This window comes from Azonexus caeni, from assembly GCF_048146105.1.
Lineage (GTDB): Bacteria > Pseudomonadota > Gammaproteobacteria > Burkholderiales > Rhodocyclaceae > Azonexus > Azonexus aromaticus_B.
Window position 1 is genome coordinate 30,764 of sequence record NZ_JBKJAD010000014.1, and the last position, 15,508, is coordinate 46,271.

10 protein-coding genes are annotated in these 15,508 nt (G+C 66.5%); all 10 read right to left on the minus strand.

Features of this window, described 5'->3' with window-relative positions; translation table 11 throughout:
- Nucleotides 1–110 precede the first annotated feature (110 nt).
- Entirely contained in the window at nucleotides 111–1,385 is a 1,275-nt protein-coding gene (locus tag ACLIIZ_RS13555) for an aminotransferase class I/II-fold pyridoxal phosphate-dependent enzyme (RefSeq protein ID WP_416692949.1), read from the minus strand.
- Between the two features lie 16 nt (nucleotides 1,386–1,401).
- The gene (locus tag ACLIIZ_RS13560) at nucleotides 1,402–2,697 is read right to left on the minus strand and encodes an aminotransferase class I/II-fold pyridoxal phosphate-dependent enzyme (RefSeq protein ID WP_416692950.1); all 1,296 of its coding nucleotides are present in this window, start codon (nucleotides 2,695–2,697) and stop codon (nucleotides 1,402–1,404) included.
- A 3-nt stretch (nucleotides 2,698–2,700) separates the two neighbouring features.
- Nucleotides 2,701–10,155 carry an SDR family NAD(P)-dependent oxidoreductase gene (locus ACLIIZ_RS13565; RefSeq protein ID WP_416692952.1) on the minus strand — a complete coding sequence of 2,485 codons (7,455 nt, stop codon included), beginning with the start codon at nucleotides 10,153–10,155 and terminating at the stop codon, nucleotides 2,701–2,703.
- 115 nt (nucleotides 10,156–10,270) lie between these two features.
- Complete coding sequence (locus ACLIIZ_RS13570; RefSeq protein ID WP_416692954.1) at nucleotides 10,271–11,041, minus strand: TrmH family RNA methyltransferase; 771 nt, start codon at nucleotides 11,039–11,041, stop codon at nucleotides 10,271–10,273.
- Nucleotides 11,038–11,628, minus strand: coding sequence for a ribonuclease HII (gene rnhB, locus ACLIIZ_RS13575; protein ID WP_416692956.1), 591 nt, complete (start codon nucleotides 11,626–11,628; stop codon nucleotides 11,038–11,040). Before rnhB ends, ACLIIZ_RS13570 begins: the two co-directional genes overlap by 4 nt.
- A complete protein-coding gene (gene lpxB, locus ACLIIZ_RS13580) occupies nucleotides 11,616–12,764 on the minus strand; it encodes a lipid-A-disaccharide synthase (protein ID WP_416692959.1) in 1,149 nt (382 codons plus the stop codon). Before lpxB ends, rnhB begins: the two co-directional genes overlap by 13 nt.
- Before the next feature lies 1 nt (nucleotide 12,765).
- Nucleotides 12,766–13,536: an acyl-ACP--UDP-N-acetylglucosamine O-acyltransferase gene (gene lpxA, locus ACLIIZ_RS13585; protein WP_416692961.1), complete on the minus strand. Its 771-nt coding sequence runs from the start codon at nucleotides 13,534–13,536 to the stop codon at nucleotides 12,766–12,768.
- A 1-nt stretch (nucleotide 13,537) separates the two neighbouring features.
- Entirely contained in the window at nucleotides 13,538–13,972 is a 435-nt protein-coding gene (fabZ, locus tag ACLIIZ_RS13590; protein WP_416692963.1) for a 3-hydroxyacyl-ACP dehydratase FabZ, read from the minus strand.
- A gap of 5 nt (nucleotides 13,973–13,977) precedes the next feature.
- Nucleotides 13,978–15,021, minus strand: coding sequence for a UDP-3-O-(3-hydroxymyristoyl)glucosamine N-acyltransferase (gene lpxD / locus ACLIIZ_RS13595; RefSeq protein ID WP_416692965.1), 1,044 nt, complete (start codon nucleotides 15,019–15,021; stop codon nucleotides 13,978–13,980).
- Nucleotides 15,021–15,491 carry an OmpH/Skp family outer membrane protein gene (locus ACLIIZ_RS13600; protein WP_416692968.1) on the minus strand — a complete coding sequence of 157 codons (471 nt, stop codon included), beginning with the start codon at nucleotides 15,489–15,491 and terminating at the stop codon, nucleotides 15,021–15,023. The genes lpxD and ACLIIZ_RS13600 overlap by 1 nt, the downstream gene beginning before the upstream one ends.
- Nucleotides 15,492–15,508: the final 17 nt, after the last annotated feature.

Consider the following 15,508-nt stretch of genomic DNA (forward strand, 5'->3'; position numbering starts at 1 on the left):
TGCGCTCTCCGGGGAAGAAAACGGCAATGATATTTGCATTTTTCATACGACGCGATCCGACTGGCGAATTGCTGCCGCCCTCGGGCGAAGCGCAGACTACGGAGTGCTGCCTACGGCTTCACGCCGACCCGCTGCCTGGCGCTGGCCAGCGCTGCCAGCGCCCGCTCCAGTGACTCAGCGCCATGCCCATGGTGAATGCAGAAGACCAGGCGTGCCTGGCACTCGTCGACCGCCGGGGAAACCAGCGGCAGTGCCTGGATTCCCTGGCCCGCCAAGTGCTCGGCGAACGCCAGGACCGTCCCGGAATCGCCGAGGATGAGCGGAACCACCGCTTGTCCGGCACAGGCGCCGGTGGCGAAACCCTGGGCATGCACGCCGGCCAGAAACTGCCTGGCGTTTTGCCGCAGCAACGCCGGGCGCGCCGGTTCGCTGCCCAGGATGCGCAGCGCCTCGCGCGCGGCAGCGGCCATCGCCGGCGCCAGGCCAACGCTGTAGACGAAACCCGGGGCTGAATATTTCAGCAGGTCGATCAGCGCCCGGCTGCCGGCGATATAACCGCCCGCCCCGGCCAGTGCATGCCCGAGGCTGCCCGACCAGAAATCGACATCGTCGCCGGCCAGCGCCCAGTGCTCGCGGCTGCCGCGGCCGCCTTCGCCGAGCACGCCCAGCGCGTGGGCGTCATCGACCATCAGGAAGGTCCGGTAGCGCTGTTTCAGGGCAACCAGGCCCGGCAAGTCACAGATGTCGCCGGCGACCGGGGATAGCCCGTCGGCGACGATCAGCACCCGCTCGTAATCGCCGCGCGCTCCGGCGAGCAATTTTTCCAGCGCCGGCAAGTCGTTGTGCGGAAAGGCCCGCCGCGTCGCGCCGGCCAGACGGACGCCCTCAAGTACGCTGAGATGACAGAACTGGTCATGGACGACAAGATCCCGCGGACCGAACAGATGGCCGATCGTCGTTTCGTTGCCGGCATAACGGCTGACAAAAACCAGCGCGTCGTCCACTGCGTAGATTTCCGCCAGCGCCGCTTCGAGTTCGCGCAGCAAGGGGCGCTCGCCGGCCACCAGACGACTGGCCGAGACCGAACTGCCGTATTGATCGACGGCCTGCTTGGCCGCTTCCCGGACGCGCGGGTCGCTGGCCAGGCCCAGATAGTCGTAGCTCGCGAAATCGCCTTCTCCCTGCCCCGGAGCAAGCGCTGGTTGGCTGGACTGTAGCGACGAGACGATCTGCCGATAGGCAGGAAAGGCATCGAAGCGACAGAACTGGTCGATATCCGGTGACGCAGCGGACGGACTTGGCGCGGACGTAACTTCGCCGGTTTCCCGGCGGGCGGCAAAGCGTTTGACGAGTTTCTCCCGAAGATCGCCAGCAAGAACGGACATGGGCTTTTTCATGGTTTCAGCGGCAACGGGCAATCTCGTCGAGTGTGTGATCGATCTGGGTCTGCGTATGGGCGTAACAGATGAAGAAACGCAGGCGCGCCAGCCTCTCCTCTACCGCCGGATGGATGATCGGTTGCACACTGATTCCTTGCCGAGCAAGTTTCTTTGAGAGACTGACCGCCTTCAGCGAACTGCCAGTAATCAGAGGAACGACGCAGTAGCCCTCGGAGAGTCCGGTATTCATGCCACGGAGTCGAGCCTGTTCGAGAAAATAGCGGCCCGCCGCACGTAACTGTTCCAGCCGCCAGGGCTCATCGAGCATGATCCGGATGACCGCCGATGATGCTGCCGCCAACGCCGGCGCCAGACCGACGCTGGCATTGTAGCCCGGTGCCGCGTAGCGGATCAGGTCGACCAGCGCCTGCTCGCCAGCGATGAAACCGCCGCAGCCGGCGAACGATTTGCTCAGGGTACCCATCCAGATGTCGACGTCACCAGCCGGCACGCCGCAGTGTTCGTGAATACCCCGACCGCTGCTACCCAGCACACCGAGCGAATGCGCCTCGTCGACCATCAGGAAGGCGCGGTGCCGCCGCTTGATTTCGACAAAGCTCGCCAATGCCGGCGAATCGCCGTCCATGCTGTAGAGCCCCTCGATCACCACGAGCACCCGTTCGAAGTTGCCCCGGATTTCGGTAAGCAGGCGATCCAGCGCGGCGGGATCGTTATGGGGAAAGGCGCGGCGCGCCGCTCCCGAAAGACGGACACCTTCGATCACGCTGTTATGGACCAACTGGTCGTGAATGATCAAATCCTTCGGTCCGAACAGGAAACCGATGGTATTGACGTTGGTGACGTGGCCGCTGGCGAAGGTCACCGCGTCATCGACGCCGTACAGGCCGGCGATCGCGGTTTCCAGTTCGCGCACCACGGCCACCTCGCCGGCCACCCGGGGCGCGGCCGCCAGCGAGGTACCGTAACGGTCAATTGCCGCCTTGACTGCGGCACTGACGCGGGAATCGCCGGAAAGGCCGAGGTAGTTGTAGCTCGAAAAATTGAGCATGCTCCGTCCGCCAACCGTCGTCGTCGCGCCGGCCACGCCCTCATGGCAAATGAAGTAAGGGTCGTCGATCCGCAACTTTTCCGCTGCAAGACGAAACAATGCGATTTTGGTATAGCCGGGAAACTTGTCGATCCGATAGAACTTTTCCGGTACGTCGAGTCCGCCATCAGCCACCATCGGCCTTTCGCCCGTATTTTTGGCCAAATGGATGGCTGTCTCTTTGCTGCGCCCCGCCGAGAAAATTGCCATGGGTCAGACTTTCCCCTGCAAATCATTGACCACCGACTCCAGGATTTCCGGTGCAATATCCTGCGCATGCTGCGCCGCCATGCCGGCCGCCGTGCTGGCAAGATCGTTGACCTCGCCACCACCGCCGAGACGCTCGACGATGCGCTCGGTGACGCGATCGACGGTCGGCCCCTCGTTCAGCATCATCGCCGGCACCTGGACGCCGAAGCGCTTTTCCAGGCCGAGAGCGAGTTCGACGCCCATCAGCGAATCGAGGCCGAGGTCGTGCAACGAACGGCCGGCGTCGATGCGCTCGGGGTTGATCGCCAGCGTCTGCGCGACTTCCTGGGTGACCAGCGAACGCACCAGTTGCCTGACCTCATCCGGCGACTTGCCCTCGATCAGGCTGCGGAAGTCCTCGAGGTTCTCCGGGCCGCTCGCCGCCTCGTCGCCGTTGCGCCAGAGCGCGGCGAAGCGCGGGCTGTGACTGGACGGCAGCAGGCGCGCCAGCGTCGGCCAGTGGAAATCGGCCAGCGCCAGATTGGGGCTGCCGGCGGCGAGCACTTCGCCGAGCATGGCTAGCGCCGTTTCCACCGCCAGCGGCGCCGCGCCGAGACGGCTGGCGAGGCTGTCCTTGACCGCCTGGTTGCGGGTCAGATAACCGGCGTCGCCGATCGGCCCCCAGCCGACGCAGGTCGCCGGCAGGCCGCTGCGGCGACGCTGCACGGCCAGCGCCTCGAGCCAGGTGTTGGCGGCGACGTAGGAAGCCTGCCCCGGGTTGCCGATGCTGGTGGTGATAGAGGAGTAGAGGACGAAATGCTCGAGCGGGCAGTCGCGCGTCAGTTCGTGCAGATGCCAGGCGCCCTTGATCTTCGGTTCGAGGACGCGGGCGACACGCTGGGCGTCGAGGTTGCCGAGCAGTGCATCGTCGATCACCATCGCCGCGTGGAAGATCCCCTTCAGCGGCGGCAGGTCGGCCAGACCGGCCAGCATTTGCGCTACCGCGGCACGGTCGGCGACGTCGCAGGCGACGATGCGGACACCGGCACCAAGCGCTTCCAGTTCCTGGCGAACGGCCTCGGCCCCCGGCGTCTCGGCGCCGCGCCGGCTGACCAGGACGAGCTGGCCGGCGCCATGGCTGGCCAGCCAGCGGGCGGTTTCGAGACCGAAACCGCCGACGCCGCCGGTCAGCAGGTAGCTGCCGGCAGGATCGAACTGCGCCACATGGCGCTGCGCAAACTGCGGCTGGGCATCGACCCGGGCGTCCTCGAAGGAGACGACGACCTTGCCGATCTGCCGCGCCTGCTGCATGTAGCGGAAGGCATCGACCACCTGTTCCGCCGGGAAGACGCGTGCCGGCAGCGGCGTCAGTACGCCCTCACCGAACAGCGCCATGACTTCGCCGAACAGGCGGGCGGCAAGCGCCGGGCGAGCGATCAGCAACTGGTCGGCGTCGATGCCGAAATAGCTGATGTTGTCCTTGAACGGGCGCAGGCCGATCGGCGTGTTCTCGAAGAAATCGCGCTTGCCGAGTTCGAGGAAGCGGCCAAAGGGACGCAGGATCTGCAAGTTGCGGCGGATCGCTTCGCCGGCCAGCGAGTTGAGGACGACATCGACGCCCTCGCCGCCGGTCAGCGCCAGGATGTCCTCGGCGAAAGCCAGGCTGCGTGAATCGAGCACATGATCGGCGCCGAGCAGTTCGACGAAGAGGCGCTTCTCGTCGCTGCCAGCGGTGGCGAAGACCTCCGCGCCGAGATGGCGGGCCAGTTGCACGGCAGCAATGCCGACGCCACCGGCGGCGCCATGGATCAGCACACGTTCGCCGGGTTGCAGGCGGGCCAGCTCCTTGAGCGCGTAATAGACGGTGAAGAAGACGGTCGGTACCGTCGCCGCGGCGGCGAAGGAGCAGCCGTCGGGAATCGGCATCAGCGCATCCTCGCGGGAGATGACATGGCTGGCGAAGCAGGCCGAACCGAAGCCCATCACGGGATCGCCGGGCCTGAAGCCGGTGACTTCGCTGCCGACCCGGCTGACCACGCCGGCGAACTCCAGCCCCAGGCTAGCGCCGGCGAAGCCGTGCTCGACCGCCTCGTCGGGCAGGAGGCCCATGACGTACATGATGTCGCGGAAATTGAGGCCGGTCGCCTGTGGGCGGACCTCGATCTCCTTGGCGCCAAGCGTCGCGGCCGGCGTCTGCAGCCAGAGCAGGTTGCGCAACTGGCCGGGAACGCGGAAATCGAGGCGGTAGCGGGATTCGCTTTCGGCAGCGGCCGGCGGCGCGGCGACCTGTGTCGCGCGCATGCGCAGCACCTGGCGCCCCGACGAACGCAGGATGATCTCGCTTTCGCCATCGGGCTGCGTCAGTTCGGCGCCCAGCGCGGCGACATCGCCAGTCAGCGGGCAATCGATCAGTTGCAGCTTGAGTCCGGGCATCTCGTTCATGACCACCCGCGCCAGTCCCCAGACGGCGGCCAGCGCCGCTTGTACCGGCAATTCGTCGGCCAGCCCGTCGACCGGCGCCCCACCGCCGAGCAGCAGGTGCAGTTGCGGCGCCGGGCTACGCGCGGCAAGCTGATGGACCAGTTCGAAGAAGGCCAGCGTCGGTCCCGTATCGTCGGCTGCAACAGCAGCCGGCAGCCAGACAATGTGCGCCGGGCTGGCGGTGGCCGGCAGTTCGCTGGCAATTTCCACGTTCTTGCCGCTGGCGGCCAGTGCGGCCTGCAACGCGACAACGCCGGTGGCAGCCGGATCGGCAGCGAGCAGCAGCCAGTGTTCGGCGACGGCTGGCGGCGCTTCCGGCGCTGGCTCGCCAGCGCGCGCGCCGCCTTCGGCCAGCAACAGGTAGCTGCCGGCAGCGAGGTCGGCGGCGGCCGGTTCGTACCAGAGCCGGCAGGTGGCAAAACCGCTGCCTTCGAGCAGTGTCTGCCAGGCGCCGGCCCCGGGCAGCAGGCGGCCGGCAGCGAGCAGGCCGGCGGCCGGATCGGCCGCCCGTTCGCTGATGGCAAGCAGGCCGCCCTCGGCCAGCACGCCCTGCAGCATGCCCAGCAGCGCGCGCGGGTTGGCGCTGGCCGACAAGGCATGACGCAACAGGATGAGGTCGAAATCACCGCCCTGCAAGGCGGCGGCGTCGAGACGCGCGGCCTCGGCATCGAGCGCAGCGACCTGCACCCAGTCGCGCTCCTGGTAATCGCGGCTCAGACGGTCGCGGATTTCCGGGTCGGCCTGGGCGATCCAGTAGTCGATGCCGGTGGCGTCGATGGCGCCGGCGATCTGGCGCGGAATCGTCGTCGCGCCGGCGGCGATTTCCAGAACGCGCAGGCGGCGCGCCGGGTCGCGTCGGCGCATCGCCTCGACGACCAGGGTTTCGCAGGCGACGCGGCTGGCCAGGTAGCTCAGCGAATCGTCGTGCAGGGTTTCCCATTGCGGGCTGCGCGCGAGCGCGGCAGCAAGCGCACCGGCATCGCCACGCCCGGCCAGGACATCGGCCAGCCGGCTGCCGGCGACGGCAAGCAGGATCAGCTCGGCCAGGCTGTCCGGGTACTCGGCAAGCAGAGTGCGCCAGATTTCGGCTGGTGCCGGCAAGGCATCGGCATCGAGTTCGGGGACGCCGGGAACGCCGTCATCGATCTGCAGCAGTTCCTGACTTTCCAGCAGAGTCCGTGTCCAGGCGAACAGGGCCCGCTGCGCATCGCTGGCAAAGCCCTCGCCGGCAAGGAAGCGCCCGGCATCTTCCGGGGCCTCGCGCAGCAGCCCGGCCATCGCCTGCAGCGCGTAGGCGGTGACCAGCGCGTCGAGCAGCGGCAGGGCTTCGCCGATAGCCGACTGGCGCTGCAGGCGCGGCTCCTGGGCAAGCAGCGCCCGGTCGAGGATGGCCGCCCAGTCGGCGCCGCCAGGGAAAGCTGCCTGGCGGGTTGCCGACGGATGCGCCGCCAGAGTCGGCACGATTTCCCAAGCCGCCGGTGCCGTCCGCCCTTCCCGGCGCAGTGCCGCCGAACGGAAGCGGCAGCCGGCAAGGCGGGCGACGCACTGGCCGGCGGCGTCGAACAGTTCGAAATCGACAAGCACCGAACGCAAGCTGCGCTTGCGCAAGTAAGTACGGAATGCGACGACCGGTCCAGCGCCGAGACGCAGTTGCAGGCGACCAATCTTGACCGGTAGCGAGGGAACACCGTTGCCGGACTCGATTTCCGAACGTTGAAAATCGAGCAGCGACTGGAAGCAGACATCAAGCCGAGCGGGGGTCAGCAGCCAGGCGTCGGTTTCGCCGCTGGCGACGAACTCGCCGCTCAACCGGGTATCGTCGTGGCAGGCACGAGCCAGGCCACGGAAATCGCCGCCATAGTCGAGGCCGAGTTCACTGGCCAGCCGGTAGTGGGTGTCGTGATCGATTTCAGCAACCGGGTCGATGGCGAGCAGCGGACGCGTCGTCAGCGCCACGCTCATCGTACCGAGCAGGCGGCCGGCGGCGTGCAGCGACCATTCGTCCTCGCTCAGCCGTTGCCGGCTGCGGATCTGGAAGCTGCCGTCGCGCGGGTTGAGGTCGAAGCGGATGCAGCGTCCATGGGCTTCGTCGAAGACCACCGGCGAAATGATGTCGAGCTGTTCGACCTCGATGCTGTCGCCGCCGTAGAACTGCTGCGACGCGGCCAGCGCCATCTCGACGTAGGCGGCGCCGGGCAGGACGACGGCACCGCCGACGCGGTGGTCGGCCAGCCAGCGGTCGACGCGCGGATCGAGCAGGTTCTCCCAGGCGGCCGGCGCTTCCTTGAGCGCCCAGCCGAGCAGCGGATGAACGCGGTCACGTACGATCAGGCCGTAACCCTCAGGCGAGCTCTCTTGCCAGAAACGTTCGCGTTGCCAGGGATAGAGGGGCAAATCGACAAAACGCCCAGCCACCGGGAAAACGGCCTCCAGGCGGCGGACACCGCCGAGCACTTGCAAGCGCAGGACAAGTTCCTCAACTCGGTCCACGCCATCGTCGTTCTTGCGTAGCGAAGGCAGCAGGCGGCCCTGAACCTTGGCCGCCGCCAGGCATTCCTTGAGGTAGCGCTGGAGGATGGCGTTGGGGGAAATTTCGACGAAGACGTTGGCGCCGGCAGCGGCCATGGCCGTGATGGCGTCGGCAAAGCGCACCGGCTGCCGGATGTTGTCCCACCAATAAACGGCATCGAGCGGTTTGACGCAGGCCTGCCCGGACACCGTCGAGAAGAACTGCGTTCCCGAAACCAGCGGCTGCGGCGCGAAACCTGCCAGCGAGGCAAACAGCATCTCGCGCGTCGGCTCCATTGCCGCGCTGTGGAAGGCGTAATCGAGGTCGAGCAGGCGGAAGGCGGCGCCGCGCGCGCGCAACAACGGCGACAATTGTTCGAGCGCGGCGAGCGGGCCGGATACGGTAAGGTTCTGCGGACTGTTGATGCCGGCAACTTCGATGCTGTCCAGGCCGTGCTCGGCGAGCAAGGCACGCAGGCTTTCCTCGCCGATGGCGACGGCGGCCATCCGGCCGGCGCCGCGGGTCAGCGCCTGGGCGGCGCTGCGGGCGCAGATGACGCGCACCGCTTCGTCGCGGCTCAAGGCGCCGGCCGCCCAGGCGGCGGCGATTTCGCCGACGCTGTGGCCGGCAGTGCAATCGGCGACGATGCCCTGCTCGCGCAACAACACGGTCAAGGCGTACTGCAGCGCGAACAGCGTCGGCTGGGCGACCCCGGTGTCGTCGAGACGGGCCGATTCGGCACCGGCCTGCAATTCGCCGAGCAAGGAAATTCCCGACTGCGCCTGCACCGGCGCTTCCAGTTCCTCGATCAGTTGCCGGAAGCGCGGGCTTTCGGCAAGCAGCATCTGCCCCATGCCGACCCACTGCGAACCGTTACCGGCATAGATGAAGGCCAACTTGCCGGCCACCGCTGGCGCTTCGTCGACCACGACGCCAGCGGCTTCGCCGCTTTCGGCGTAGCGCTGGAGAAGCTGTACGGCCGACTGCCGGTCGTCGATGCGTACGGCCAGACGATGTTCGAGCCAGTCGCGGCGGTGCGCGGCGCACCAGGCGAGATCGTAGCTATCGACCGGCTCGGCAAGGCGCGCCGCGTAAGCAGCGGCCAGCGCACGCAGGGCGGGCACGCTGCGCGCGGAAAGGACGAGCGGCAAACCCGTTCCTGCTGGTGCGTTGGTGGCAGCGGCGTTTGGCCGGAACTCTTCGAGCAGCACGTGGGCATTGGCACCGCCAAAACCGAAGGAATTGACGCCGACCATGAGCGGCTTGCGGGCAGCGCGTTCGGCGAGCGAATACGGTGCATCGACTGCGTGCAGGTGCCAGCCAGCGAAGTCGATCTTCGGATTGGGTGTTTCCAGGTGCAGCGACGGCGGCACTTCCCGGTGCTTGAGCACGAGCAGCGCCTTGACCAGCCCGGCCATGCCGGAAGCCGGCTCGAGGTGGCCGACGTTGGTCTTCACCGAACCGATCGGCAACGGATCGGCGGCGGCCCGCGCCTGGCCGTAGACGGCGCCGATGGCGGCGGTCTCGATCGGATCGCCGATCGCGGTGCCGGTACCGTGGGCTTCCAGATAATCGACGGCAGCAGGGTCGAGGTCGTGACGGGCCAGCACCTGGCGCATCAGTTCGACCTGGCCGTCGATGCTGGGAATGGTCAATCCGGTCTTGCGGCTGCCGTCGGCATTGACGCCGGAGCCACGGATCACGGCGTGAATCCGGTCGCCGTCGGCGATTGCCTGGGACAACGGCTTGAGCAGCAGGAGCGCCCCGCCCTCGCCGCGGACATAGCCATCGCCGCTGGCGTCGAAGGTCTTGCAGCGGCCACCGGCGGAGAGCATCGAGGCCTTGGTGAAGCCGATGAAGGGATGCGGATGGAGCAGGATGCTGACGCCGCCGGCCAGAGCCAGCGACGCCTCGCCGGTGCGCAAGGCGGTGCAGGCGTGATGCAGCGCGACCAACGACGAGGAGCAGGCGGTATCGACCGCCAGCGACGGCCCATGCAGGTCGAAGACGTAGGAAAGCCGGTTGGCGGCGATACTGAGCGTGTTGCCGGTCATCGAATGGGCGCCGAGGACGGCGACATCGTCCATCGAACGGCTGGCGTAATCATTGCTGGAAATCCCGACATAGACCGCGCAATCGCTGCCGGCCAGCTGACTGGCCGGGGTACCCGCGTTCTCCATCGCTTCCCAGGCCAGTTCGAGCAACAGGCGTTGCTGCGGGTCGAGGCTATTTGCCTCGCGCGGTGAAATGCCGAAAAAGGCGGCGTCGAATTCATCGATCCGGGAAAGCACACCAGCGGCAAAAGTGATGCTGCGCCCCGGCTCGTTGCGCTGCGGATGCTGCAGCCGTTCGGTTGCCCAGCGGGATGCGGGAACCTCGGTAACCAGGTCACGGCAGCCGGCAAGCGCCTGCCAGAACTCCGTTTCGTTGGACATATCCCCTGGGAAACGGAAGGCGACCCCGACGATCGCAATGTTGTCGTTGTTCATGTGCTTTTTCTCTTATATCGCGAGCGAGCGCCAAAACCCGCCTCCTCGACGAGGCAAGCTTTGAGCTTTGCGGTAATAGTACCCGCTCAAGCGCCCCGCTTCCAACGAAACGCCTTCAAGTCAGACGCCGCCGCACCATTTCAAACAGGCAGACGGCCGCTGCCGCGCCGACATTGAGCGATTCGACGGCGCCCGGCATCGGAATCCGGATGCGCAGCCCGGCGCGCTCGATCAGCGCCGGGCTGACGCCTCGTCCTTCGGCACCGAACACCCAGGCGAGCGGCCCGGCCCATTGCGCGGCGTAGAGCGAAGTGGCCCGCTCGAGCGTGGTCGCCAGCGTCGTTCCCCGGTAGACGTCCATGAAATCGGCGAGGTCCCGGTCTTCATGGATGCTCAGGACAAAATGCGCGCCCTGCCCGGCACGCAGGACTTTCGGCGACCAGGCGGCGGCACAGCCGGCGGACAGCAGCACCTGGCCGACGCCGGCGGCAGCGGCGCTGCGCAGCAGGCTGCCGAGGTTGCCGGGGTCCTGGACGCCATCGAGGAGGACGGCATCAGCGTCGGGATCGGGAGCCACCGCTGGCTGCGGCGTGTCGACGACGGCGAGCAGGCCGCTCGGCGTATCGACGATACCCAGTTCGCGCATCAAGGCGTCGCCGATCACCGTGCAGTCTCGGCCAGCGAGCCAGTCGGCGATCTCGCCGCCGCTCAGCGCCGATTCGGCGACCACCAGATCGCTCAACGGGCCGCGCTGCGCTTCCCAGGCCTGCGCCAGATGCAGGCCGTCGAGCAGCGTCCGTCCCCTCTTCTTGCGCTCGCGACCGGATTCGGCCAGCCGCTTGAGCTGCTTGTAGTAGGCGTTGTCGCGTGACTGGATCAGCTTCACAGCAGCGACAACTGACGGGCGACCGGGGCGAAGCTCCGGCGATGCACCGGCGACGCGCCATGCGCTTCGAGGGCGGCGAAATGCGCCGGCGTCGGATAGCCCATGTGGCGGTCGAAACCATAGTGCGGGTACTGCTCGTGCAGGACGAGCATGCCGGCGTCGCGGACAGTCTTGGCGAGGATGGAGGCGGCGGCGATCGAAGCGATCTTGCCGTCGCCCTTGACCACGGCCTCGGCAGGCATCGGCAGGCGCGGACAGCGGTTGCCGTCGATCAGCGCCCGTTCCGGCGCCACGGCGAGCCCGGCGACGGCGCGTTGCATGGCGAGCAGGCTGGCGTGCAGGATGTTGAGGCGGTCGATTTCCTCGACGCTGGCTTCGGCCACCGCCCAGGCCAGCGCCTTCTCGCGGATTTCGACGGCCAGCGCCGCGCGCCGCCGTTCGGAGAGCTTCTTCGAATCGTTGAGACCAAGGATCGGCCTGGCCGGGTCGAGGATCACCGCGGCCGCGACGACCGGCCCGGCGAGCGGTCCGCGCCCGGCTTCATCGACGCCGCAGACGAGACCTTCGGGAACGATCAGTTCAGGCATTCGATCACCGCCTGCGCCGCCTTCTCGGCGGTGTTCTGGCGCAACTGCAGGTGGAGGTCGGTGAACGCCGCCTCGATCGCCGTCGCCGCCTCTTCGTCCTCGTAAAGCTTGTTCAGCGCTTCGGCGAGGTTGTCCGGGGTCGCCTCGTCCTGCAGGATTTCCGGCACCACGAAACGGCCGCAAAGGACATTGGGCAGGCCGACGTAAGGCAGGTAGGCCATGCGCTTCATCAGCCAGTAGGAGAATTTGGCGATCTTGTAGGTGATCACCATCGGCCGCTTGATCAGCGCCGCCTCCAGGGTCGCCGTACCGCTGGCGACGAGGGCGACATCGGCGGCGCCGACGGCGTCCTGGGCATGGCCGAAGAGCAGGCGGAAGGGAATGTCCGCCGCCTGGCAGCGATGGATGGCGGCTTCGAACTGCAGCCGGGTCTCGCGGGTGGCCAGCGGCACGACGAAGACGGCGTCGGGCTGGTAGCGCTCGCGGATCAGGCGCGCCGTCTGCACGAAGGTGTCGGCCATGGCGCCCAACTCGCCCTGACGGCTGCCGGGCAGCAGTGCGAAGATCGGCAGGGCACGCGGCAGGGCCAGTTTTTCGCGGACCGCCTGGCGGCTGGTTTCCAGAGGAATGCTGTCGGCCAGCGGGTGGCCGACGTAACTGACAGGGATCCCCGCCTGGTGATAGAGCGGCGGCTCCATCGGAAACAGCGCGAGCACCCGGCAGACGGCCCGAGCGATCTTCCTGATCCGCTTGCCCCGCCAGGCCCAGATCGAGGGACTGACGTAATGGATGGTGGGAATCCCGGCCGACTTGAGGCCCGCTTCGAGGTCGAGGTTGAAATCGGGCGCGTCGATGCCGATGAAGATGTCCGGCCGCTGCTCAAGCAGGCGCTTCTTCAGTTTGCGGCGGATGCCGGCGATTTCCCGGTAGTGTTTGAGCGCATCCCAGTAGCCCATGACCGATAGCTTGCCCATCGGCCACCAGCAGTCCATCCCCTGCCCCTGCATGCGCGGACCGCCGATGCCGTAGAAGACGGCATCGGGCAGGCGGCTTTTCAACGCGGCGATCAGGTGGGCGCCCAGAAGGTCGCCGGAAGCCTCGCCGGCCACCAGGGCGATACGAACCACGGCCGTCATGTCAGCGAATGATGCCGCGGCGGGATTGGGCAAAGAAGTCGACGAACAGTTGCAATTCCGGATGCGTCCCGGCCTCGTCGACCAGCTTGGCCTTCGCTTCCTCAAGCAGCAGACCGGACTTGTAGATCGTCCGGTAGGCGCGTTTGAGCGCCATGATGGCGTCCGGACCGAAGCCGCGCCGCTTCAGGCCTTCGACGTTGATACCGTAGGGCTGGGCGGTGTTGCCGGCGGCCATCAGGTAGGGCGGGACGTCCTGCAGGATGACGGAACTGACCGCGGTCATGACGTGGGCGCCGATGTGGCAGAACTGATGCACCCCGGTGAAACCACCGAGAATGGCCCAGTCACCGACGACGACATGGCCGGCGAGCGAGGCGTTGTTGGCGAAGGTGCACTTGTTGCCGACCTGGCAGTCGTGCGCGATATGCACGTAGGCCATGATCCAGTTGTCGTCGCCGATGCGGGTGACGCCGGCATCCTGGACGGTACCGACGTTGAAGGTGCAGCTCTCGCGGATCGTGTTGCGGTCGCCGATCTCGAGACGGGTCGGCTCGCCGGCGTATTTCTTGTCCTGCGGCACTTCGCCCAGCGAGCAGAACTGGAAGATGCGGTTGTCGCAACCGATGCGGGTGTGGCCGGTGATCACGACATGCGGTCCGACGACGGTGTTGTCACCGATCTCGACGTGCGGCCCGATGATCGAATAGGCGCCGATTTCGACATTGGCGCCGAGGCGTGCGCCCGGATCGACGATGGCGGTCGGATGGATCATGTCAGAGGTCCCGCTTGGCGCACATCAGCTTGGCCGAGGCGGCGAGCTGGCCATCGACCCGGGCTTCGGCGACGTACTTCCAGATGCCGCGCATCTGGCGCTCGATCTCGACATGCAGGTCGAGACGGTCGCCCGGCATCACCGGCCGCTTGAAACGCGCGTCGTCGATGCCGGCAAAATAGAACACGGTATCCGGCGACGGCTTTTCTTCCATGGTCTTGAACGACAGGATGCCGGCCGCCTGGGCCAGCGCTTCCATGATCAGCACGCCGGGCATGACCGGATGGTGCGGAAAGTGACCGACGAAAAAGGGTTCGTTGATGGTGACGTTCTTGTAGGCGTGGATGGACTTACCCGGGACGAGATCGACGACGCGATCGACCAGCAGAAAGGGATAGCGGTGCGGGAGGTGCTCGAGAATCTGGTGAATATCCATTTGTTTCAGTCCTTTATATTATTTTCTTTAAGTAGTCTCTCAAGTTCGGAAACTCGCTCCGCCAGTTTGGACAAACGTCGGATATGCGCCGCATTGCGCACCCAGTCGTCGTGGCTATCGAGCGGGAAGACCCCGGTATAGCGCCCGGCTTCCTTGATGCTCTTCATCACCAGGGTCCCCGCAGAAACCGTGGTTCCAGCCGCCAGCTCTAGGTGGCCGGAAATCATGCCGGCACCACCGACGACGCAGTGTTCGCCCAGGGTGGTACTGCCGGCAATCCCGACGCAACCAGCCAGGACGCTGTTGTCGCCAATCTGGCAGTTGTGGGCGATCTGCACCAGGTTATCGATCTTGCAGCCGTCGCCGATCAGCGTATCGTCGAGCGCACCGCGATCGATCGTGGTGTTGGCGCCAATCTCGACATCGTTGCCGATGCGCACTACGCCGGTCTGCGGAATCTTGATCCAGCGTTTGCCTTCGGGCGCGAACCCGAAACCGTCAGCGCCGATCACCGTACCGGAATGGATGATCACCCGCTCACCGAGCTGGCAACCGTGATAGACCGTGACATTCGGATAGAGCACGCTGCCGCTGCCGATGCTGACCCCGTCGCCGATCACGCAACCAGCATGGACGACGACATCCTCGCCCAGGGTCACACCGCGACCGATGCTGACCAGCGGCCCGATGGCGGCGCTGGCCGGCACGGCGGAATCGACCACCGCGCTGGCATGAACACCGGAAAACCCGGCTGCCAGGGGATTGAGCAACGAAGCCACGCGCGCGTAATAGGCATAGGGGTTGCCAGTGACGATGCGCGGCCCGGCAAAATCGGCAGCGGCGTCAGGCCCCAGGATCACCGCGGTGGCACGACAGGAACGCAATTGCGCCCGGTATTTCGGGTTGGCCAGAAAAGCGATCTCGCCTTCTCCCGCCGTCGCCAGCGTGGCGACGCGGAAAATGCGGATATCGCCCGCCCCAAGCAAGTCGCCGCCCAGTTGGGCGGCGATCTCGGCTAGCGTCAGCGAATGGGCTGCGGTATCCGGCATCACTTGCCGTCGGACAGCGCCTTGATGACGCGATCGGTGACGTCCAGACGCGGGCTGACCCAGACGACATCCTGCAGGATCAGGTCATACTTGTCGGCATCGGCAATCTGCTTGATCGCCCGGTTGGCCTTCTCGATGATCGCGGCGTTTTCCTCGTTCTGGCGCAGGTTGAGGTCCTCGCGGAACTCACGCTGGCGGCGCTGGAACTCACGCGACAGATCGCCCAACTCCTTTTCCTTGGCGCGGCGTTCCGATTCGCCCATCGTCACCCCGTTCTTTTCCAGGGATTCCTGCAGGCCCTGCAACTGCTTGGCCATGCGCTGCAATTCCTGGTCACGCCGCGAGAACTCGCTTTCCAGCTTCTTGGCGGCCTTCTGGGCGGCCGGCGCCTCCCGGAAGATGCGCTGGGTATCGACGTAACCCACCTTGAGTTCGGCGGCTCCAAGCCCACCAACGCTCAAGAGGGACATCAGGGAGGCGACTGCAA

What these genes read in the sequence shown, in the direction of transcription:
- ACLIIZ_RS13600 (WP_416692968.1), bottom strand. Translation starts at nt 15,491, where the DNA reads ATGTCCCTCTTGAGCGTTGGTGGGCTTGGAGCCGCCGAACTCAAGGTG.
- lpxD (WP_416692965.1), bottom strand. Translation starts at nt 15,021, where the DNA reads ATGCCGGATACCGCAGCCCATTCGCTGACGCTAGCCGAGATCGCCGCC.
- lpxA (WP_416692961.1), bottom strand. Translation starts at nt 13,536, where the DNA reads ATGATCCATCCGACCGCCATCGTCGATCCGGGCGCACGCCTCGGCGCC.
- ACLIIZ_RS13565 (WP_416692952.1), bottom strand. Translation starts at nt 10,155, where the DNA reads ATGAACAACGACAACATTGCGATCGTCGGGGTCGCCTTCCGTTTCCCA.
- rnhB (WP_416692956.1), bottom strand. Translation starts at nt 11,628, where the DNA reads ATGCCTGAACTGATCGTTCCCGAAGGTCTCGTCTGCGGCGTCGATGAA.
- lpxB (WP_416692959.1), bottom strand. Translation starts at nt 12,764, where the DNA reads ATGACGGCCGTGGTTCGTATCGCCCTGGTGGCCGGCGAGGCTTCCGGC.
- ACLIIZ_RS13555 (WP_416692949.1), bottom strand. Translation starts at nt 1,385, where the DNA reads ATGTCCGTTCTTGCTGGCGATCTTCGGGAGAAACTCGTCAAACGCTTT.
- ACLIIZ_RS13560 (WP_416692950.1), bottom strand. Translation starts at nt 2,697, where the DNA reads ATGGCAATTTTCTCGGCGGGGCGCAGCAAAGAGACAGCCATCCATTTG.
- fabZ (WP_416692963.1), bottom strand. Translation starts at nt 13,972, where the DNA reads ATGGATATTCACCAGATTCTCGAGCACCTCCCGCACCGCTATCCCTTT.